At 63.1% G+C, this 20014-nt stretch carries 19 protein-coding genes and 1 pseudogene; 12 read left to right on the top strand and 8 right to left on the bottom strand.

The annotated features are described in order from the left end of the window. Positions 1 to 14: 14 nt before the first annotated feature. Positions 15 to 164, bottom strand: coding sequence for a hypothetical protein (locus DCG74_RS31265; protein ID WP_172785449.1), 150 nt, complete (start codon positions 162 to 164; stop codon positions 15 to 17). Continuing rightward, complete coding sequence (locus tag DCG74_RS31260) at positions 161 to 517, bottom strand: hypothetical protein (protein WP_246708808.1); 357 nt, start codon at positions 515 to 517, stop codon at positions 161 to 163. The genes DCG74_RS31265 and DCG74_RS31260 overlap by 4 nt, the downstream gene beginning before the upstream one ends. A gap of 498 nt (positions 518 to 1015) precedes the next feature. Here DCG74_RS31260 and DCG74_RS31255 point away from each other — a divergent pair, with 498 nt between their 5' ends. After that, the gene (locus DCG74_RS31255; protein WP_210268281.1) at positions 1016 to 1354 is read left to right on the top strand and encodes a hypothetical protein; all 339 of its coding nucleotides are present in this window, start codon (positions 1016 to 1018) and stop codon (positions 1352 to 1354) included. Positions 1355 to 1453: 99 nt separating this feature from the next. On the opposite strand, the gene DCG74_RS31250 is transcribed toward DCG74_RS31255, so the two are convergent. Next, positions 1454 to 2314 (bottom strand): hypothetical protein, encoded by an 861-nt coding sequence (locus tag DCG74_RS31250; RefSeq protein WP_172785447.1) that lies wholly within the window; start codon positions 2312 to 2314, stop codon positions 1454 to 1456. A gap of 582 nt (positions 2315 to 2896) precedes the next feature. Between DCG74_RS31250 and DCG74_RS38870 the strand changes: the two are divergent. The 5 genes and pseudogenes from DCG74_RS38870 to DCG74_RS31225 form a co-directional block, all read left to right on the top strand. Beyond that, a pseudogene (locus tag DCG74_RS38870) lies at positions 2897 to 3505 on the top strand (PBSX family phage terminase large subunit); the annotation flags it as partial. Between the two features lie 420 nt (positions 3506 to 3925). Further along, positions 3926 to 4354, top strand: a complete 429-nt coding sequence (locus DCG74_RS31240; RefSeq protein ID WP_172785669.1) for a GNAT family N-acetyltransferase — start codon at positions 3926 to 3928, stop codon at positions 4352 to 4354. Between the two features lie 214 nt (positions 4355 to 4568). Then, complete coding sequence (locus tag DCG74_RS31235) at positions 4569 to 5837, top strand: CaiB/BaiF CoA-transferase family protein (RefSeq protein WP_172785445.1); 1269 nt, start codon at positions 4569 to 4571, stop codon at positions 5835 to 5837. Positions 5838 to 5925: 88 nt separating this feature from the next. Beyond that, positions 5926 to 7131, top strand: a complete 1206-nt coding sequence (locus DCG74_RS31230) for an acyl-CoA dehydrogenase family protein (RefSeq protein ID WP_172785444.1) — start codon at positions 5926 to 5928, stop codon at positions 7129 to 7131. A gap of 9 nt (positions 7132 to 7140) precedes the next feature. Next, positions 7141 to 7701: a flavin reductase family protein gene (locus DCG74_RS31225; protein WP_172785443.1), complete on the top strand. Its 561-nt coding sequence runs from the start codon at positions 7141 to 7143 to the stop codon at positions 7699 to 7701. Between the two features lie 6 nt (positions 7702 to 7707). Here DCG74_RS31225 and DCG74_RS31220 read toward each other — a convergent pair whose 3' ends face one another. After that, positions 7708 to 8625 carry an NAD(P)-dependent oxidoreductase gene (locus DCG74_RS31220; protein WP_172785442.1) on the bottom strand — a complete coding sequence of 306 codons (918 nt, stop codon included), beginning with the start codon at positions 8623 to 8625 and terminating at the stop codon, positions 7708 to 7710. Between the two features lie 160 nt (positions 8626 to 8785). Here DCG74_RS31220 and DCG74_RS31215 point away from each other — a divergent pair, with 160 nt between their 5' ends. From DCG74_RS31215 to DCG74_RS31190, 6 genes are all read left to right on the top strand, one after another. Then, positions 8786 to 9769, top strand: coding sequence for an ABC transporter substrate-binding protein (locus DCG74_RS31215; RefSeq protein WP_172785441.1), 984 nt, complete (start codon positions 8786 to 8788; stop codon positions 9767 to 9769). Between the two features lie 75 nt (positions 9770 to 9844). Further along, a complete protein-coding gene (gene ilvD, locus DCG74_RS31210; protein ID WP_172785440.1) occupies positions 9845 to 11539 on the top strand; it encodes a dihydroxy-acid dehydratase in 1695 nt (564 codons plus the stop codon). A gap of 94 nt (positions 11540 to 11633) precedes the next feature. After that, positions 11634 to 12479 (top strand): ABC transporter ATP-binding protein, encoded by an 846-nt coding sequence (locus DCG74_RS31205; protein ID WP_172785668.1) that lies wholly within the window; start codon positions 11634 to 11636, stop codon positions 12477 to 12479. After that, a complete protein-coding gene (locus DCG74_RS31200) occupies positions 12476 to 13261 on the top strand; it encodes an ABC transporter permease (protein WP_172785439.1) in 786 nt (261 codons plus the stop codon). The genes DCG74_RS31205 and DCG74_RS31200 overlap by 4 nt, the downstream gene beginning before the upstream one ends. After that, on the top strand, positions 13258 to 14025 hold the full coding sequence (locus DCG74_RS31195; protein ID WP_172785438.1) for an ABC transporter permease: 768 nt from the start codon (positions 13258 to 13260) through the stop codon (positions 14023 to 14025). Before DCG74_RS31200 ends, DCG74_RS31195 begins: the two co-directional genes overlap by 4 nt. A gap of 32 nt (positions 14026 to 14057) precedes the next feature. Further along, positions 14058 to 15104 (top strand): peptidase M29, encoded by a 1047-nt coding sequence (locus DCG74_RS31190; RefSeq protein ID WP_172785437.1) that lies wholly within the window; start codon positions 14058 to 14060, stop codon positions 15102 to 15104. Here the strand turns inward: DCG74_RS31190 and DCG74_RS31185 are convergent. From DCG74_RS31185 to DCG74_RS31170, 4 genes are read right to left on the bottom strand one after another with little or no spacing between them, the layout of a single operon-like run. Beyond that, on the bottom strand, positions 15101 to 16093 hold the full coding sequence (locus tag DCG74_RS31185) for a 3-hydroxybutyryl-CoA dehydrogenase (protein ID WP_172785436.1): 993 nt from the start codon (positions 16091 to 16093) through the stop codon (positions 15101 to 15103). The genes DCG74_RS31190 and DCG74_RS31185 overlap by 4 nt on opposite strands. Positions 16094 to 16096: 3 nt before the next feature. Beyond that, positions 16097 to 17185 carry an NAD/NADP-dependent octopine/nopaline dehydrogenase family protein gene (locus DCG74_RS31180; protein ID WP_172785435.1) on the bottom strand — a complete coding sequence of 363 codons (1089 nt, stop codon included), beginning with the start codon at positions 17183 to 17185 and terminating at the stop codon, positions 16097 to 16099. Beyond that, on the bottom strand, positions 17182 to 18717 hold the full coding sequence (locus DCG74_RS31175; protein ID WP_172785434.1) for a class I adenylate-forming enzyme family protein: 1536 nt from the start codon (positions 18715 to 18717) through the stop codon (positions 17182 to 17184). Before DCG74_RS31175 ends, DCG74_RS31180 begins: the two co-directional genes overlap by 4 nt. 2 nt (positions 18718 to 18719) lie before the next feature. Then, positions 18720 to 20009, bottom strand: coding sequence for an acyl-CoA dehydrogenase family protein (locus DCG74_RS31170; protein ID WP_172785433.1), 1290 nt, complete (start codon positions 20007 to 20009; stop codon positions 18720 to 18722). Positions 20010 to 20014: the final 5 nt, after the last annotated feature.

Below are 20014 nucleotides of genomic sequence, written 5' to 3'. Positions count from 1 at the left end.
AGGGTCTTACGCGATCATCGGGGGCTTGAAGCAAGCCCCTTGCGCACCACATATTGAGCTGGGAGGAGGGGCTTTCCGTTTTGCGCGCTGTCGATTGACGCGTCGGGCAAAACACCTTCGTAAATGGCATCATCGAGATGCGCGCCGCTGGTCAGGCGGCTCAATCGTCCTTCGACATATCGCCGGGTTTGGTGGGGAGATCCATGGTGCCGCCCTCGCCATGTGCGAGATCGCGATCGTCGTCCGCCGTCTCGCCGGCGTCTTCGACGATCGCTTGCTGCGTGGCGTGCTCCTTGTCGATGCGCGGCTTTGAGGGCGGACGATTTTGCGCCGTCTTGCTTGGCGATGTGCCGGGTGAGTTCGTCTTGGTGGTCATGGCCGGTCGCTCCTGATTGTCCAACGCGGCTTGCGCGAATTCGTTCGTTTGACACGTCGGGCAAAACACTGGCAGAATGGCATCATCGAAACGAGTTTGAGTTGGCCCGCGCGGGAAGCAATCTGCAGCGGGCATTTTCATTTTCGCTTCGCGTGACGACAATCGCGCGCAACACAGGGTTTGACACGTCGGGCAAAACACCGGCAGAATGACATCATCGAAACGAGTTTGGTTCACCCGCGCGGGACGACATCCGCCGCGGGTTTTTTCGTCTCGGTTTCGAGATCGGACGGCGGCGGCGCATTACGGCCACGCACTCGCTTGGATAACGCGTTAGGGAGCGCCGATCGGCGCGCCGTCGTCCGAACCATTGCTGGCCGTGCACGCGCGAACGTGCCGGCCCGCGGCGCCGGGCGCGGTTAGCCCCGCGCCGCTGCGGTCTCCGGGACCGGAGATAGGGTTCGCGCCCGAAACGATCGCGCCTCATCGCGCGATCTGCCGCGCATATTGTTTTCGAGGAGAGACGATGACCGCCTATCTGATATCGCTGGCCCTCGGGGGCCTCGTTGCCATCGTGCTGTGGGAGACGTTCTCGTGAGCGAAGAGATCGAATGCGAGCTTGAGCGTGTACCCGTCCGCTTGCCCACGCGAGGGAAGACGTCGAGGGCGCGCACGCTGACCGAGATCCGCTCGCTTGCGCGCAGCCACACCAGAACGGCCATCAGGGTACTCGTCGGCATCATGCGCAGCGAGGACGCATCTCCGGCCGCCCGCGTCTCGGCCGCCAATGCGATCCTCGATCGCGGCTGGGGCAAGGTTGCCCAGCCGGTGGAGAGCGGCGAAGACGGCATGCTGGAATTGATCCATCGGATCGAACGCATCATCGTGCATCCGCCGAGTTCGAGTGGCGGTGATGCCGTCACGACGCTCGAGATGACGGAGATCCCGATCTGCAATCGCGCCTCGATTGCCCGTTGACCCGTCGGGCAAAACACTGGCAGAATGGCATCATCGACAGAACTTGGTGTTGCCCGCGCGGATGCAATCCGGCGCGGGCTTTGCGTTTGATGCCTTCGACTAATTCCTGGTCTGCTTGCCAGCCCGGCGCTGCACGGCATAGGCGCGCTGCACTTGGTCGCTGCAATAGGACAGCTTTCGGCCGTCGCCGGTGAAGTGCCCGTTGTAGATGATCCAGAGGATGACGCTCTTGTCGTCGGTCTTCTTGAACATCAGATTCTCGCGATCCGGGGTGGTGGCCTTGTCTTGCACGCTGAAAGCCTCCGAGCCCGAAGCAGGCTGCATCGTGCACGTCGCTCCGATTCTAACGGTGTCGGGCAGCTGAATTCGTGTGTTCTCGATCTTGCAGATGTTGGAGGCCGTCGTAATCGATTTGCCGGCGAACGCAACGATGGTGTCGTTGAACTTCGCGCAGCGCTCCTCGAAATCGGCGCCTGCCGCTGCGTAGACGCCGTCCCGCGGATGGGCTTCCTTGAGGGCTCGCTCCTGGTCGGCCTTCTGTTTTGCTTCCACCTTGGCTCTCAGTGTGGCCTCGGCGAGCGCGCGCTGTGTCGCCAGAGGGCAGTAGGCCGCACGCCAGGGTGGATCCTTGAGCTTTCCATTCAAGCTCTCCTGAACGGAGATTGTCGCATCATCGATCCGCTTGACGAACATGACTTCGTTGAATTGCCTGTTCTCCCAATTGGGATCGCGAGGGTTGAGGTTCTGCGCCAGATTGTAGTCGTCACAGACCATTCCAACCTTCAGCGAGCCTGGCGCGAGATCGATGACTTTTTTGACTTTGCAGCCCCATTCGTAACCGCTGACCGATTTCTCGCCAAGATCGATGGTAAGATTGCCGCTTTCATCGCAAGACGACTGGAAATTCTTGCCGAGCTCCGCATAGACGCCGGACTTCGGGCGCCATTTGTCGGCGGTCATCGGAGATGCTTCTTGAGCAACAGCCGACAGATCGGTTGCCGACGTCAGAAGAACGATGATCGCCACGAACGACGCGCCACGTCTCATCTCATCAGGACCCGCGAATTGCTCCCGCGCTTGGGATGTCGAGCCGTTCGCCGACATGTTGCAGCTTTGCGTTCAGAATAGTGGAACAGCCACAAGTTGAGCAAGAGGGCTCGATCGTGCGGGGTATCGCGCTTCGGTCTTAAGACTTTGCTTCGAAACATTGGAGAGTGGAATGTCTTGGCATGATGCCTTGCGGCGAATGTTACCCCCAATTGCGGGTTTCGAGCCCCACACAACAAGTCCATATAATGCGATACGGGACCGTGGCACTTCACCCCATCAGGGCCCTACAGCGGCGTCAATTCTCCCCGTCCATCCGCTATCGAAGACCATTTCAGGAGGCTCCTTGGACTTTGGCCGCCTTTCTCGGAGCACGACGCCTCTCCCGACTTGACCAGAACCCAACAAGGCCAATCCGACACCTTCGACAACGAAGACTGGTCCGCGATGTGGCGCAGGCGCACTGGCCTGCCCTAGGGCGAGCGAGCGTATCGAGTGTCCATCCTGAAAATTCCGACCGCCAAGATCTTCGAGCCGCTGCTGAAGCCTGCGCGCTACAAGGGTGTCTATGGTGGACGCGGCTCGGGCAAATCGCATTTCTTCGGCGAGCTCCTGGTCGAGACCTGTCAGGCCGAGCGCGGCACGCTCGCGGTCTGCATTCGCGAGGCGCAGCGCACGTTGGCGCAATCGTCGAAGCGCTTGATCGAAGGCAAGATCGCGAGCCTTCGCCTCGGCCATGGCTTCAAGCTGTTCAGCGACAAGATCGAGACGCCCGGGGACGGGCTGATCATCTTCCGCGGACTCCAGGATCACACGGCCGACTCGATCAAATCCCTGGAAGGGTTTCGCATCGCCTGGATCGACGAGGCGCAATCCCTCAGCGCGCGCAGCCTCGCGCTGCTGCGGCCGACGATCCGCGCCAAGGATTCCGAGCTATGGGCGAGCTGGAATCCGCGACGCAAGAGCGATGCGATCGACGATTTTCTGCGTGGGCGACAACCGGATGGTGCCGTGGTGGTGAAAGCCAATTGGCGCGACAATCCCTGGTTCCCTGATGTGCTCGAGGAGGAGCGATTGCTCGACCAGAAGCTTTATCCGGAGCGCTACGATCACATCTGGGAGGGCGCGTATGCCGGCGCCTTCGCGGGCGCTTATTTTGCCTCGCTGCTCTCGGAAGCGCGCGGGCAGGGTCGGATCGGGAAGGTTGCCGCGGATCCGCTGCTGCCGCTCCGTGCCTTCATCGACATCGGCGGCGCCGGCGCCGCGGCGGATGCCTTCACGATCTGGATCGTGCAATGGGTCGGCAGCGAGCTGCGAGCCGATTTTCAGCACCTGCGGCGATGGCGAAAGAGCGTGGAGCAGGCCCAGACCTACACCTTTAAAGCGGTGATCACGGTCATTGCCACCGGTCTCATGGGTGCCGTCTGGCTTGGTGTCAAGGTCGTGCTGGGCAAATGAGCCTTCATGGCGGCGGTGACGTCGCTCCGCGCGCCCGATCATGATCTGCTGCCCAACGAGTCGCTCATGTACAGAATCCGTATCGTCGATGCGTTCGATGACGACGTTGCCGAGACCCTGGCCGATCTCCATCGGCTCACGTTCTTCGATGCTGCGGCGATGCCCACGTTCGACGTTGGCGCCTGGTGGCTGGCTTATCACCACGAGGACGCCGTTGCCTTCGCCGGGGTTGTTCCCTCGACGCACGTTCGAAACGGCGGCTATTTCTCCAGAGTTGGGGTGTTGCAACGGTATCGGGGACGCGGCCTTCAGCGCAGATTGATGGCTGTAGTCGAAGCCAGGGGGCGGCGTATCGGATGGGACAGCATCGTCTCTGACACGACGGACAACCCGGTATCGGCGAACAACTTCATCCAGGCGGGCTATCGGCTGTTCGAGCCCGAGACCCCTTGGGCCTGGACGCATTCGCTCTATTGGCGGAAGTTTCTGCACTGAGCATTTGCCACCGCACGGAACGCGCCGTTTATCGGTCGAACGGCGAGCGCGTGTCGGGAATGTCCGAGGACCCGGCAGCCTGGGGCTGCCGGGTCCTTTTTGCGTATTGAAGCGATGCCGGCGTGGCACTTGCGAAGTCGGTGGCGCCGGGCTTTAAGTTTGCTCTTGCAGGAAATTCGGCGATCATAAGCCGATGTAAGGGAGAGCGCGATCGATGCCCACCAAGCCTCAATTGCCGGTACGTGCCTCGCAAGAGACGGGAGGCCCGACCGCGCTCGATGGTCTATTGGTCGTCGATTTCACACGCGTGGTGGCCGGTCCGGCCTGCACCCAGACGCTCGCCGATTACGGTGCGCACGTCATCAAGATCGAGAATCCCGATGGCGGCGACGACACGCGTGCCTATGAGCACGCGGAGATTGGAGGCGAGAGCGCCGCCTTTCTCAGCCTGAACCGCAACAAGCGCGGCATCGCACTCGATCTTGCCGTGCCGGAGGCGCGCGAGATCGCGCTGGATCTGATCCGCAAGGCAGATGTGGTCGTGGAGAATTTTTCGAGCGGGGTCATGAAGAAATTCGGACTCGACTATGAGTCGGTTGCGCCGCTCAACCCGCGGCTGGTCTATTGCTCGATCTCCGCCTACGGGCGCAGCGGACGGTTTGCCTCGCGGCCAGGCTTCGATCCGATCACGCAGGCGGAAAGCGGCTTCATGTCGCTCAACGGATTTGCCGACGGCCCGGCGGTTCGCACCGGCCCGCCCATCGTCGACATGGCGACGGGGATGTCGGCCTGCAATGCCATCCTGCTGGCGCTGCTGGCGCGGGAGCGGCTCGGTCGTGGCCAACGTGTCGAAGTCGCGCTGTTCGATGTCGCGATGGGGATGACCGGATTTTATGGCATGGCCTACCTCATCAACGGCGAAAATCCCGGCCGGTTCGGCAATTCGCCGAGCGGGTCTCCCACCGTCGGCGTCTACGAGGCCTCAGACGGACCGCTCTACATGGCCTGCGCCAACGACCGGCTCTACCGCCGGCTCGTGGTCGAGGTGCTGAATCGGCCCGATCTTATCACCGATCCGCAGTTTGCGACGCGCAAAGCCCGTTCGGAGAACAAGGAGCGCCTGCGGACAGCCATTGCGGAAGTCTTCGCCAGCGATACGCTCGAAAACTGGATGGCGAAGATGAAGCTGGCCAATATCCCGGTCGGCTATCTCCGGACGGTCGAGGAGGGCTTCAACGCCCCCGAGGCTCGCGAGCGTCATCGCGTGAACCGGATCCCGCACCCGACAGCGGAATGGGTGCCCAACATCGAGCCGCCGATCACAATGAGTTTGACGGGCGCGGTCGATCCCGTCGCGGCACCTCTGTTGGGTCAACATACGATGCAGGTCCTGCAGGATGCGCTCGGCTACGACGAGCGTCGGATCGCGGATTTTGCCGAAAAGGGCGCCTTTGGCGCGGTCAAGCCTCCGAAGTCGACTTGAGGCACTGGTCGGCTTGATTTGGCAAAGGTACCGCCGCATAAATGTGTGAAAGCGAGGGACACGAATGGCGCCTGGCCAGGAGCCGAGCATGACGCAGCCCGCAGGCCTGCAAGCCGGCGGAGAGGTCTATGCGTCAATGATCGCGAAGGCTCGGGCGCTCCTGCCGCAATTGCGTGAGCGAGCGGCGCGGACCGAGGAGCTGCGGCATCTTCCTCCGGAAACCGAAAAGGATCTCCACGACGCCGGCCTGTTCCGGATGCTCCAGCCGGCCCGGATTGGCGGCGCTGAGCTCGACTATGTCGCTCTGGTCGATTGCGCCGAGCTGCTCGGGCAGGCGGATGCGTCGGTCGCCTGGAATCTCGCCAACCTGGCAAGCCATCACTGGATGCTCGGCATGTTCGAGCAAAGGGCGCAGGATCTGGTCTGGGGCCGCAATCCGGATACTTTGATCGCATCCTCGTTCATCTTTCCCGCCGGACGCGCGACGCGGGTCAAAGGCGGATACCAGTTGCACGGTAGCTGGCCATTCTCCTCGGGCGTTGCCTCCTGCGACTGGAATATGCTTGCGAGCGTGGTCTATTCCGACGACGATGCCGACGGCATCGAGTATCGAATCTTTCTGCTACCGAGCGGCGATTACAAGGTGCTGGACACCTGGAACGTCGCCGGACTGCGCGGGACAGGATCTTGCGACGTCGAGGTCAGGGATACCTTCGTGGCTGACCATATGACGGTCGCCGTAGGGGACCTCTCAGGTGGCCCGACGCCGGGAAGCGCGGTCAATCCGAATCCCTTGTATGCGCTGCCGGTCTTCTCACTTTTTCCTTACGTCCTCTCCGGTGTCGCGCTGGGGAATGCACAGGCGTGCCTCGACGATTACACGGAGGTCGCGCGTCATCGCGTTTCGACCTACAACCGCGCCAAGCTGAGCGATTTTCAAAGCACGCAGATCAAGATCGCGGAGGCCTCGGCCAAGATCGACGCTGCGCGCCTGATCATGCGATCGGCCTGTCTCGATGCCATGGAGGACGCACGAGGCGGCCGGATCCCTGACATGGCGACCAAGACCAGATATCGCCGCGACGGATCGTTTTCCGTCAACTTGTGTACGGACGCGGTCTCGATGCTGTTTGCCGCCAGCGGCGCGCGTGGTCTGTTCACGAGCGGCGTGTTACAGCGGCAGTTCCGCGATGCGCACGCGATCAACTCACATCTCGCATTCAACTTCGATGCGGCCGGGACCAACTACGGACGGGTGGCGCTCGGCCTGCCCTCCGAGAATCTCACGCTGTGAGGCCGGCCGATGAATGATCTGCCGAAGCATCCCCGCGCTCCAGATCCCGCCAACGAGTTCGCGAGCGACAGCTCGCAGATCGATCCTCGCGACTTTCGCAACGCGCTCGGAACTTATGCAACGGGCGTGACGATCATCACGGCGGCGGCGGCTGACGGCAAGCCGTACGGGTTGACCTGCAATTCGTTCGCCTCGGTCTCGCTGAATCCGCCGCTGGTTCTGTGGAGCCTCGTCGTCTATTCCTCCAGCCTGACCATCTTCCAGAACGCCAGCCATTTCAGCGTCAACGTTCTCGGCGCTTCGCAACAGGCGCTTGCGAACAAATTCGCAAAATCGTCGGACGACAAGTTCACCGGCGTCGACTGGACCCCCGGCCTCGGCAACGCGCCAGTGCTCGCCGAGAGCGTCGCCAACTTTCAATGCCGCTCCGTGAATCGCTATTATGGCGGTGACCACGTGATCTTTCTCGGCGCGGTCGAGGCATACACCTACAATGCGAAGGAGCCGCTGCTCTTTGCGCGAGGGGCATTCGGCCGCTTCATGGCCGACGATAAGAAGAACGTGCCGTAACGCCCCCTAGACAGCTTTGCGCTCTGCCGCCGAAAGCTTGTAGATCTCCAGCGCGTCCGCGTCGGCACCTCGCGCGGCCTTCGCCAGCCTGAAAAGCTGTCCGGCAAGCGCGGCCATCGGTACCGGCGTCGATGTCGCCTGTGCAACATCGGCCACCGTATCAAGGTCCTTGAGCATCGTGGCGATGTGGCCGAGCGGCGGGGTGTGAATGCCCTTGACCATCCGCGGCACGAACAGCTGGAGCGGGATGGAATCCGCAAAGCCGCCGGCGAGCGCCTCGGGCAATCGGTTGGCGTCAATTCCGGCGTTCACGGCAAGGCGTGTTGCTTCCGCGAGCACGGCCATTGCGCATCCGACGATCACCTGGTTGCACAGCTTTGTGGTCTGGCCGGCGCCGAGCGGGCCCATGTGCGTGAACCTGCGCGCCATGGCCATCATATAGGGGCGCACCCTCTCGATGTCGCCCGCTTCTCCGCCCGCCATGATGGCGAGCGTGCCTTCCTCGGCGCCCTTCGTGCCCCCGGACACCGGCGCATCGATCCAGCCCGCACCGTTCGCGTCCTTCAATCGCGTTGCGAGGTCGCGCGCCGCGTCCGGATGGATTGACGAGAAGTCGACCACAAGCTTGCCCGCGCCAGGGGCTGCTGCCAGACCTTCGGGCCCGAAGATCACCTCCTCGACCGCCGCCGCATCCGTCACGCACATGAAAACGATATCCGAGCTCGCCAGGAGATCTCGGGGCGTGACCATACGCTTGGCGCCGGACTCGACGAGCGGCGCCACCTTGCCCTCCGAGCGGTTCCAGACAGCGACCGGATAGCCGGCCTTGAGCAGGCGTCGGGTCATGGGCGTTCCCATGAGTCCCAGGCCGAGATAGCCGAGCTTCTCGATGCCTTGCGGGTTTGCCTTGCTCTCATCAGCCATAGGTTGCCTCCTTCTGTCCCAGACGCCGCTTTACCATATATCGCGCATCGGCCGGCAAGACCGTCCGCTTCGCATGGCTTGCCTGATTGTTTGAACCATGAAACATTTGAGGCGGTCGGGTTGGGGGCGCCAGCGGGCGCCGGAGCAGCGGAGTGGCACGATGCGAACCGTTTCGAAGTGGATCCTGGCTTTGGGGGCGGCAGCAGCCGTGAGCGTGGGCGCAAGCCCATCATGGGGGCAGCAGACGATCCGCGTCGGCTGGACCATCCCTGCGGAGGAGTCCAAGTACTGGATGATGCGCAGGCCGGCCGAATTTCCCAATCTCGGCAAGACCTACAACATCGAATGGACCCAATTCCAGGGCACCGCGCCGATGACGCAGGCTTTGGCAGCCGGTGCACTGGACTGCGCGACCCAGGCGCCGCTCTCGCTCTCCAACGGTGTCGTCGGCGGCAATCTCAAAGCCTACATCGTGGCGCAACACGTTTTCGAAATGCCCGGCGGTTTTTCGGTCTATTGGGCCGTCATGGATGACTCGCCCATCAAGACGATCGCGGATCTCAAGGGCAAGACGGTCGGCATTTCCGTGATCGGTGGCGGCACGCAAGGACCGTTCAACCTGCTCTTGAAGCAGAATGGCATCGATCCGGCCAAGGACATCAAGCTGGTCGAGGTCGGCTTTGCCGTCTCCGAGGACGCGCTGCGCCAAGGCCGCGTCGACGCGGTCAACATGAACCAGCCGTTTGCTGCGCGCGCGGAGGCAAAGGGCGGCACAAGGAAGCTGTTCTCGCTCTCCCAGGCCATGCCGAACATCGTGCACATCCTGGAAGCCTGCCGTGCCGATTTCGTCGACAAGAACCCCGAGCTGGTCAAGGCCTATGTTCGAGATATTACCTCGGGCATGAAGAAGGCACTGGCGAACCGCGAGGAGACTCTCAAGGTCGTCAATGAAGTGCTGAAAGCCCCCATCCCGGTGCTCGAGACCTACCTGCTCAAGGACAATGATTTCGGCCGTGATCCGGGCGCGGCGCCGAACTTCCCGGCGATCCAGAAGATGCTGGATATCTATGCAGAGACCGGAATGCTGCCGAAGCTGGACGTTGCACAGTTCAAGCATCCGTCGATCGTCGCGCCGCTGCAATAGAAGCCGGGCGCGTTACCGAACCTAACATCGTGGCGTTCCGGATCATCCGGGACGCTGCATGAAGAAGATGCATATATGAAGAAGTTGCGATCACGGGTCACTACGGACGGGCTCGACCGCGCGCCGCATCGTGCATTCATGCGCGCCATGGGGCTCGACGACGCCGCGATTGCGAAGCCAATGGTGGGCATCGTCAGCATGAAGGGCGAGCAGACGCCCTGCAACATGACTCACGACTTCCAGGTAGCTGCAGCCAAGACTGGAATCGAGGAGGCCGGCGGTACACCGCGTGAGTTCTCGACCGTTTCGGTGTCCGACGGCATCAGCATGAATCATGAGGGGATGAAGTTCTCCCTGTTCTCGCGGGAGCTGATCGCCGATTCGATCGAAGCCGTGGTCCATGGGCTGGCCTACGATGCGCTGATCGGATACGGTGGATGCGACAAGACGCTTCCTGGCGTGATGATGGGCATGGTCCGCTGCAACGTGCCCTCAATTTTCATCTATGGCGGCAGCTCGCTGCCGGGCCGCGTAGATGGACGTACGCTGACGGTGCTCGATTCCTATGAGGCGGTCGGCAGCTTCATGACTGGCGAGATCGACGGCGCCACCCTCGAACGGATCGAGCGCGCGTGTCTGCCCACGATCGGTGCGTGCGCCGGCCAATTCACCGCGAACACCATGGGCATGGTTTCGGAGGCGATGGGGCTGACCATTCCCAACGTCTCCATGGTGCCCGGCGTCTATGCCGAGCGAGCGCAGATTTCGCGACGCGCCGGCCGACTGATCATGGAGATGCTGGACCGCGGCGGGCCGCTTCCGCGCGACATCGTGACGCGCAAATCCCTGGAGAACGGAGCGGCGATCGTGGCAGCCACGGGCGGCTCGACCAATGCCGCGCTGCATCTGCCGGCGATCGCGAATGAGGCCGGGATTGCATTTGGCATCGATGATGTGGGTGAGGTCTTTGCCAGGACGCCGTTGATCGGCAATCTGCGCCCAGGAGGCAAGCATACCGCGAAGGATGTCTACGATATTGGCGGCGCTGCGGTCATCATTCGCGAGCTGATCCAGAGCGGTCATATCGATGGCGGCTGCTTGTCCATCACCGGCCGCACACTTGCCGAAGAGTACGGTGCGGCCAACGCGCCCGACGGAGAGGTGGTGTACGCATCTCGCGCACCGATCATGCCTGACGGCGGCGTCGCGGTGCTGAAGGGTAACCTCTGTCCCGATGGGGCGGTGATCAAGGTCGCGGGCTTGAAGAGCCAGTTCTTCGAAGGCGTGGCGCGTGTGTTCGAGGATGAAGAAGCCTGCGTCGCAGCTGTTCGCGACCGCAGCTACAAGGCCGGCGAGGTTCTCGTGATCCGCAATGAGGGGCCGGTCGGCGGACCCGGCATGCGTGAGATGCTCGGCGTCACCGCCCTGATCTATGGGCAGGGCATGGGTGAAAAAGTGGCGTTGATCACCGATGGCCGGTTCTCAGGCGCGACCCGCGGGATGTGCATCGGCTACGTATCCCCCGAGGCATTTGTTGGCGGTCCGCTGGCGCTCGTCCGGCATGGTGACCGGATCCGGATTGATGCTGCAAATCGGCGGATGGATGTCCTGCTCGAGGAACAGGAGCTCGCCGCGCGGCGACGCGATTGGAAGCCGCGCCCGCCACGCCACCGTGCAGGTGCGCTGGCAAAATATGCGCGGCTGGTCGGGCAGGCGCCGGGCGGAGCCGTGACGCATGAAGGCCCGGCAGAATGGGCGTGGTTCGAATGACGCACCGCACGGGTGTGAAAATGACAGCCTGTCTGGCAGGCTTCTTGCTAAGCTCGTGCCGCTGAATCCTCGTGCAAGTGGGACGGAAGGCGGGATGACGGTAGTATCTGCGAGATCGAGCGAATGGGTGAGACCGGTGACGCAACAAGACCCGGCTTCCGCAATCATCGAGATCGACCGCGTCTCGCAGGTCTTTCAGACCTCCGCGCGCAAGGATCATGTTGCGCTTTCGGAGATCTCGCTGACGATCGAGGAGGGAGCTTTCGTCTCCATCCTTGGCCCGTCCGGCTGCGGCAAGTCGACACTGCTCTACATTGTCGGCGGCTTCGTCAGTCCGACCAGCGGCGCGGCGAAGATGAAGGGGCAGGCGATCACGGGGCCCGGTCCGGATCGCGGACCGGTATTCCAGGAGTTTGCGCTGTTTCCCTGGAAGACCGTGCTCGGCAACGTGATGTATGGGCCGCGTCAGCAAGGGATTCGCGCCACCGAAGCTGAAGCGCAGAGCCGGGCCTTGATCGAGATGGTCGGCCTCAAGGGCTACGAGAACTTCTATCCCAAGGAGTTGTCGGGCGGCATGAAACAGCGCGTGGCGCTGGCGCGGACGCTTGCCTACCATCCCGAAGTGCTGCTGATGGACGAGCCGTTCGGGGCACTCGACGCTCACACCAGGACGCGCCTGCAGAACGATCTTCTGAACATCTGGGAGCGTGATCGCAAGACGGTGCTGTTCGTCACCCATTCGGTCGACGAAGCCGTCTTCCTCTCGGACAAGGTCGTCATGATGTCGAAATCGCCTGGGCGAATCCGGCAGGTCATCGACATCGACCTGCCGCGGCCGCGCCGCCGCAACGAGCTGTTGCTCGATCCGCGTTACCAGAAGTACGTCGTCGATATCGAGCGCATGTTCGACGAGAGCGACGAAGCCGGGGCGCCCGCATGATGTCCCCAGCCGGCATGACCAAGCGCGCTGCCCCGGTGCTCGCCTGCATCGGATTGCTGGTGGTGTGGCAGGTCGCGTCACTGGCGCTGAAGAATGACAGCTTTCCGACTGCGATCGGAGCGATCAGAGCGATTCCGGACATCCTCGGTGACAAGGAATCGCTGGTCAATATTCTGGCCTCGCTCCGGCGCATGGCGATGGGATTTGGCGCGGCCGTGCTGGTGTCTATACCACTTGGCCTCTTGATGGGACGTAGCCGTGCAGTTGCGGCCTTCTTCAATCCGCTCCTGATGGTGATCTACCCGGTGCCGAAGGCGGCTTTGATGCCGATCATCATGCTGTGGCTGGGCGTCGGCGACATCACGAAGACGCTCGTGATCTTCCTCGGCGTCAGCCTGCCCGTGATTTATCACAGCTTCGAAGGCGCAAAGGCGGTCGAAGAGAAGATGCTGTGGTCGGGCGCTGCGATGGGGCTCGCGCCGGTGCAACGCCTGGTGCGTATCGTGCTGCCGGCGGCGCTGCCGGAAATCCTCACGGGGTGTCGTACGGGATTGGTGCTGGCGCTGATCACGATGATCACCAGCGAGATGATTGCCCGTCAGTCCGGTGCCGGGAACATCCTGTTCAACGCGCTCGACATGGGCCAATACGACACCGTCTTTGCGATGATCATCATCGTGGGGGCGATGGGAATCTGCCTCGATGCGATTTTCGAGAGGGTTCGTGCCAGGCTCGTGCGCTGGTCCGAGCCGCAGTTCGACATGCCGCTGAGCTTCTCATGATGTCGCGGTTTCTCTCCCCAAATATGGCTCTTGGGATCGCCCCGATCGTACTGGTGATCGCGCTGTGGCAAGGCTTGGTGTCTTTCGGCTTCGCGCCGGCAGTTCTGCTGCCGCCGCCAGGCTTCGTCTTCGGCCGGCTGCTCCAGCAACTCGTGACTTCGACGTTCCAGCACGAGATCGCGGCGACTCTGATCAGGCTGTTTGCCGGCTTCGCGATTGCTGTCGTGCTCGGTGTCACCATCGGCATCGCCGCCGCCGCCAATCCGGCGATCAACGCCGTGGTTCGGCCGATCGTGCGCGTTCTGGCGCCTTTGCCCAAGGTCGCGCTCTATCCGGCACTGCTGCTGCTGCTCGGATTTGGCCACGGATCGAAGATTACGTTGGTGGCTGCCGATGCTCTTTTCCCGATCCTGCTCTCGACCTATTACGGTGCATCGACCGTCGAGCAGAAGCTGATCTGGTCGGCCATGGCGGCGGGAACGCCGCGCCTTGAAATTCTCTTCAAGGTGGTGCTGCCGGCGGCGATGCCGTCCATCCTGACCGGGTGCCGGATCGGCCTTGTCATTTCCTGCATCGTAGTGTTTCTGGCCGAGATGATCACGTCGACGGACGGATTGGGGCACGCGCTGGTGACTGCGGCCCGCACCTTCCAGGCGGTCGACATGTTCGTGCCGCTGATCACGATCTCGCTGCTGGGCTTGATCCTGAACGGGCTGCTGGGGGTCGTGCGCTCGTACTTGCTCCGGGGCTTCCCCGAAGCGTAACAAACAAGAATCCAGAAGACCGGGAGTGGACCATGCTGGCTGACCGCATCGAAGCAAAATGGATCGACGCGTTTTGCGAGATCTTCGAGCGTTGCGCCGTGAAAGCCGGCGATACCGCCGCGATCCTCTCGGAAACCCAGTCGCGTGCGTTGAACGTGCATCTTGCGGAACTGGCCCTGCTGCGCATGGGGGCGCGTCCGTTTCATGTGGTGATGCCGACACCGCGTAACCGGAATATCGTCCCGGTACGCTCGACCGGGGCGAGTGAGGCAATCCAGCGGCTTGGCCCGGTCATCACCGCGCTTCAGCAGGCGGGCTTCGTGGTGGATTGCACGATCGAAGGCTTGATGCACGCGGTCGAGACGCCGGAGATCCTTAAAGCCGGCGCGCGGATCCTGGTGATTTCCAACGAGCATCCCGAAGCGCTGGAGCGCATGATACCGGATTCCGCGCTCGAAAAGCGTGTTCGTGCCGCGGCCAAGATGCTGCGCGGAACCAAGCGCATGCGTGTCACCTCGAAGGCAGGCACCGCTCTCGACGTCGACATGGTCGGCGCTTCCACGGTCGGTGTGTGGGGCTGGACCGACAAGCCCGGCACGCTGGCGCATTGGCCGGGTGGCATCGTCGTCAGCTTTCCCAAGAGCGGGACCATCAACGGCACGCTGGTGATGGCGCCGGGCGACATCAACCTGACCTTCAAGCGATACCTGACGTCTCCGGTGAAGATGACTCTAAAGGACGATTATGTCGTCGAGCTGGAGGGCGAAGGCACGGATGCCGCGATGATGCGTGCTTATCTCGCCGCCTGGGGCGATCGCGAGGCCTATGCCGTCTCGCATGTCGGCTTCGGCATGAACCCCGGTGCGCGCTATGAGGCGCTGTCCATGTACGACCAGCGCGACACCAACGGCACCGAAATCCGGGCCGTCTCAGGCAACTTCCTGTTCTCGACCGGCGCGAATGAATTCGCAGGGCGCTACACGGCGGGGCATTTCGACCTGCCGATGATGGGAACGACCATCGAGCTCGACGGCATTGCGGTCGTCCGCGAAGGCGTGCTCCAGGACGTGTTTGGTTAGTTGCGGTCGAGCACCGGGGGGCGCGCCAGGCCGAAGTGCCGGAGCAGGTCGACCATCGCCTGGAGCCGTTTCGCGCGATAGGCGTCGACATCGAGCCCGGAATAATCGAGAAAGCCTGCGCCCGTGCGCAGGCCGATCCGGCCTTCGTGCATGTTGCGTGAAATGACGTCCGGCGCCCGGTAGCGCTCGCTGCCGAGCGCGCCTTCCAGATACCTGCTCGCGTAGTAGAGAATGTCGCCGCCGCCCCAGTCGATGAATTCGAGCAGGCCGAGCACGGCGTAGCGGAAGCCGAAGCCGTAGCGGATCGCCTTGTCGATCTCTTCGGCGCTGGCAACGCCCTCTTCGACCATGCGCGCAGCTTCGTTCATCGCCAGCGCCTGGATGCGGGGGACGATGAAGCCCGGTGTGGCGGCACAGACCACCGGCACCTTCCCGATGCCTTCGAGCAGCGTCTTGACCTCGTCGATGACGGCCGGGTCGGTCGCCTTGCCGGGCGAAACCTCGACCAGCGGGATCAGATAGGCCGGGTTGAGCCAATGCACATTGAGAAATCGGCGCGGGTTCACGATCGCGCCGGAGAGATCATCGGCGAGGATGGTCGAGGTGGTCGACGCGATGATCGTATCCGGACCGACCTGCCTCGAGGCGGCCGCCAGCACTTCGCGCTTGAGCTCGACGATTTCAGGAACGCCTTCGAAGACCATGCCGGCTTCGGCCAACACTACGCCACTCTCGCTCGCCTGCACCACCGAGACCCGCGCAATCAGCGGATCAACATCTGCCTCGGTCAGCAGCCCCAGCTTTGACAGGCTGGCGAAGATCTTCCTGACTTCGTCGAGTGCGTCCGCCTCGAGCTTAGCAAAGTCCTCCGTGGACCGAGCCTTGATGTCGATCATCGTGACGCTGTGCCCTGCATAAGCGAAGGCAACGGCGATGCCGCGGCCCATGCGGCCAGCGCCGAGACAGGCGATATCGGCGCGATTCGTCATCGATCAGAATCCATTGCGGAGTAGGGTCTGCAATTCAGTCTTGCTGAGATCGCCGAGCCCGAGCGTCTGGAGCGTTCGGCCACCGCGCGCAAAATCTTCGCCGCAGACCGCTCCGCCGATCGAGAGAAATGCTTTGGCTAGCGGCGTACCCACGCCGGCGAGGCCGGCGACAGACACCAGCAAAGACAGCCCGAGCCGCAGATCCTCCCGCATGTAGCGGTGCTCGGTCAGCACGATCCGCTCGCGCCAATCACCGGAATCGGTCAGTCGGTCGTGCGAGCCGCGGCCATACATCCCGATCTCGCCTTCCTTCGCGTAATGATGAGCGAGCGGAAAATGTGGCGCGCCGTAGCCGAGTGCCTCGCGCACTGCGATGCGTTCGGCGTCGAGCGCGTCGGTAACCCGGCGGATCGCGGCTTGCGTGCCTTCCTTGTGAATGTCCCAGCGCTCGAAATGTTCGATCGGCCCTGCGTTCATTACGATCAATGGCGGATGAATAATCGGGCCTGCGTTCATCAGTGCGCCCGATAGCGCGTCTCCGCACGCCTCGATCGCGTCTGGGAAAGCGCGTCTGATCACTTCGAGCGCGTGGGGCGCCCGGTCAAACGGGAACACGCCGACCGGGAGCCGCTTGGCGCGGATGGTGATTGCGACCTCGAACGGTCCGTGCTTGCGGGTCAGCCACGGAAGCGTGCCCGTTTCGGCAAAGCTGGCCTTGGCGTGGTTGCCGGCATCTCGCGCCGCCTGGGCGAAGATCATCGAGCCGAATGTCGCCGGTGGCAGAAAGATGACCTGACCGTTCCGCAGATATGGCGCGAGCCGGCGAGCGATATCTGCTTGCGCGAAGGCAGGAGCCGGGCACAGGATCAACTCCGTGCCGTCGACGGCGGCCGCCATGTCGGTCGTGACCAGCGCCAGCTTCACGTCGTGGCGGCCGTTGTGATCCTTGACCAGGATGCGCGAGCCGGCGGCGCGATGCGCCGCGACCTGATCGGTATCGCGGCGCCAGAGCCGCACCTCATGGCCCGACAGCGCAAAATCGCCCGCGGCCGCGAAAGAGCCGTTTCCACCACCCAGAACCGCGATCTTCAAGACGTTTCTCCTTGGGCGCGCGATTGCGTATCAAGCTGCTTCAGAAGGAAATGCTGGACCTTGCCCAGCGCCGTGCGCGGCAGGTCGGTGACGAAGACGATCTCGCGCGGAACCTTGTAGCGTGCGAGCTGCGCCTGAAGATGTGTCTTCAATTCGTCCGCTTCGAGCCGGCAGCCGGGTCTCGCAATGACATAGGCGATCGGCACCTCGTCCCAGCGCGGGTCCGGCCGGCCGATCACGGCGCATTCGCTGACATCGGGGTGTTCGAGCAGGACGCGCTCGATCTCGGCCGGGTAGATGTTTTCTCCGCCCGAAATGATCATGTTCTTCTTCCGGTCGCGGACCCAGAAGTAGCCGTCGGCGTCGCATAGGCCGATATCGCCGGTGCGATACCAGCCGTCGTGCAGCGCCTCGCGCGTCGCGGCCTCGTTGCCCCAATATTCGAAGAATACGTTGGGACCACGCACCGCGATCTCGCCCGGCGTGCCCGCGGGAAGCTCGTTGCCGACCTGGTCGATCACCTTTGCCTCGCAGCACAGGCCGGCAAGGCCGGTCGATCCCTCGCGCAAAAGATCGCCGCCAAGCCGCGTGTAGACGGCGATCGGGCAGGTTTCGGTCGAGCCATAGACCTGAAGCACCGGGACATCGCGCGCGACGAAGCGCTCGATCAGGTGCGGCGGCACGATGGTTGAGCCCGTGGCAACGGCCCTGAGTGAGGAAAGATCAGCCGTCGCCCAGGCAGGATGCTCGCTTACCGCCTGGAGGATCGCAGGAACCATCACCGTGAGTGTCGGCCGTTCTCCTCCGATGGCCGCGAGTGCGGCGTCCGGCGTGAAGCGCGCATGCACCGTGACCGTCGCGCCCAATTGGAGCGCGGGCGTGGTCTGGATGTTGAGGCCTCCGACGTGGAAGAACGGCAGCACGGTCAGGACGTGATCGTCGGATGTCATGTTGTGCATGTGCTGGCTCATGACGCCGTTCCAGAACAGCGCCTCCTGACGCAGCACCGCGCCCTTTGGCCGTCCCGTCGTGCCTGACGTGTAGACGATGAGCAGCGGGCAGGAGAGGTCGGTGTGCGGATTTCGGCTCGTGCCGTCACCGCGGGCCAGCAAATCTTCGAAGGTCGTGCCGCGGGGCGGCGTGAAATCGAGGCCGACGACGGATGTGCCCACCGCGGTCTGCCCCAGCTCGGCAAGCACTCCGGAAAACGCCTGCTCGAGCACCAGGACCTTGGCGCCGGCATCTCCGAGAATGAATAGCTGCTCGGCGACGGCCAGCCGCCAGTTCAGCGGCACCAGGATCGCGCCGAGCCGCGCACAGGCGTAGAGCAGAACCAGATATTCCGGCCGGTTCAGACTTAGAATCGCGACGCGATCGCCTCGGCCGATGCCGAGCTCCCGCTTCAAGGCCGTCGCGGTCCGTTCGATCCGTGCGGCGAATGCCGCGTAACTCAGCCGCTTGCCTTCGAAGGCGATGGCCGTCTTGTCTGGCGCGAACGCCGCGTTGCGGTCGATCAGGCTACAGAGGTCCACGGTCAGTCGTCCGTTTCACCGGCCTCGTACAGCGCTTCGCGCCCGATCCGGTCGAGGCAGAGCTCGGCGGTCCAGGGCAGCATCAACGAGCCGCAGCGGCTGTCCCGATAGATCCGCTCCAGCGGCAGCGAGCGAAGCATGGCCTGACCGCCGCAGGTGCGGATCGCGAGCGCGGCGAGCTCATTGGCGCCCTCCATTACCGAATATTGCGCGGCATAGGCGCGCAGCACCTGCTCCTTGGTCGGATTGGCGCGCGCCTCGGTCACGGCCTGGAACCAGATTGCCTTGATCTGCTCCAGCTTGATCTGCATCTGCGCCACCGCGATCTGCTTGGTCGGGTACATCCGCCGCTTCACCGGCGGCATGCCCGGGACTTCGCCGCGCAAGTAACGCACGGTAAAGTCGTAAGCGGCTTGCGCCAGGCCCATATAGGTCGGCGACAGCGTCAGGAACATGTGCGGCCAGCGCATTGCGGCCTGGAAATAGACGCCGCGCGGCATCAGCGCTGAATCTTCCGGCACGAACACGTCCTTGAACAGCAGGGTCCGCGAAACCGTGCCGCGCATGCCGAGCGGATCCCAGTCGCCGACGACGGAGACGCCTTCTGATTTGGCTGATATCGCGAGGTAGAGCGTGTTGCGGCGCGAGGCCTTCTCACCTTCCTCGATCTCGGTGCAAAGCACGCCGTAATAATCGGCGTGGCCCGAGAGCGAGGCAAAGATCTTCTTTCCGTTGACGATCCAACCGCCTGCGACCGGCCTCGCTTCAGTGCCAAAAGCAACGCCGCCCGCAGCGGCAGCTCCACCTTCGGAGAAGGGCTGCGAATAGATCGCACCATCCTCGACGATGCGCTTGTAGTGGACCGCGCGCCGTCGCTCATGCTCCGCACGGGTCTCCGCATCCATGTCGAGATCGTCGGCGAGGGGACCCGACCACAGGGTCGAGCAGACATGCATGTTCCAGGTCAGCGCGGTGGCGCCGCAATAACGGCCGATCTCGGCTGCCGCCATGGCATAGGTCTGGTAATTGGCGCCGAGGCCGCCGTGCTTCTTGGGCACGGCGATGCCGAGCAGGCCGACGCGATGCAAATCGCGGTAATTTTCCTTTGGGAAGGTCGCCTCGCGATCGTAAGTGGCGGCGCGACCGGCAAACACGGTCTGGCCGATCTCCCTCGCGCGGGTGATGATGCCGGCCTGCTCGTCGTTCAAGCGGAATGCAGCGGGATCGAAGATCGGCGCATCCAGCGCGACCTTGTTGGTCGTCCCGATTGTCTTGCTGACTTGCATGGTCATCGCGC

The organism is Bradyrhizobium sp. WBAH42 (assembly GCF_024585265.1).
In the GTDB taxonomy this organism is placed as follows: domain Bacteria; phylum Pseudomonadota; class Alphaproteobacteria; order Rhizobiales; family Xanthobacteraceae; genus Bradyrhizobium.
Note: the sequence above shows the minus strand (reverse complement) of the source record. Positions and strands in the feature narration are given on the sequence as shown.

What these genes read in the sequence shown, in the direction of transcription:
- DCG74_RS31250 (WP_172785447.1), bottom strand. Translation starts at nt 2,314, where the DNA reads ATGACCGCCGACAAATGGCGCCCGAAGTCCGGCGTCTATGCGGAGCTC.
- DCG74_RS31235 (WP_172785445.1), top strand. Translation starts at nt 4,569, where the DNA reads ATGCCCACCAAGCCTCAATTGCCGGTACGTGCCTCGCAAGAGACGGGA.
- DCG74_RS31170 (WP_172785433.1), bottom strand. Translation starts at nt 20,009, where the DNA reads ATGACCATGCAAGTCAGCAAGACAATCGGGACGACCAACAAGGTCGCG.
- ilvD (WP_172785440.1), top strand. Translation starts at nt 9,845, where the DNA reads ATGAAGAAGTTGCGATCACGGGTCACTACGGACGGGCTCGACCGCGCG.
- DCG74_RS31200 (WP_172785439.1), top strand. Translation starts at nt 12,476, where the DNA reads ATGATGTCCCCAGCCGGCATGACCAAGCGCGCTGCCCCGGTGCTCGCC.
- DCG74_RS31230 (WP_172785444.1), top strand. Translation starts at nt 5,926, where the DNA reads ATGACGCAGCCCGCAGGCCTGCAAGCCGGCGGAGAGGTCTATGCGTCA.
- DCG74_RS31215 (WP_172785441.1), top strand. Translation starts at nt 8,786, where the DNA reads ATGCGAACCGTTTCGAAGTGGATCCTGGCTTTGGGGGCGGCAGCAGCC.
- DCG74_RS31240 (WP_172785669.1), top strand. Translation starts at nt 3,926, where the DNA reads ATGTACAGAATCCGTATCGTCGATGCGTTCGATGACGACGTTGCCGAG.
- DCG74_RS31190 (WP_172785437.1), top strand. Translation starts at nt 14,058, where the DNA reads ATGCTGGCTGACCGCATCGAAGCAAAATGGATCGACGCGTTTTGCGAG.
- DCG74_RS31260 (WP_246708808.1), bottom strand. Translation starts at nt 517, where the DNA reads ATGAAAATGCCCGCTGCAGATTGCTTCCCGCGCGGGCCAACTCAAACT.
- DCG74_RS31195 (WP_172785438.1), top strand. Translation starts at nt 13,258, where the DNA reads ATGATGTCGCGGTTTCTCTCCCCAAATATGGCTCTTGGGATCGCCCCG.
- DCG74_RS31185 (WP_172785436.1), bottom strand. Translation starts at nt 16,093, where the DNA reads ATGACGAATCGCGCCGATATCGCCTGTCTCGGCGCTGGCCGCATGGGC.
- DCG74_RS31205 (WP_172785668.1), top strand. Translation starts at nt 11,634, where the DNA reads ATGACGGTAGTATCTGCGAGATCGAGCGAATGGGTGAGACCGGTGACG.
- DCG74_RS31220 (WP_172785442.1), bottom strand. Translation starts at nt 8,625, where the DNA reads ATGGCTGATGAGAGCAAGGCAAACCCGCAAGGCATCGAGAAGCTCGGC.
- DCG74_RS31225 (WP_172785443.1), top strand. Translation starts at nt 7,141, where the DNA reads ATGAATGATCTGCCGAAGCATCCCCGCGCTCCAGATCCCGCCAACGAG.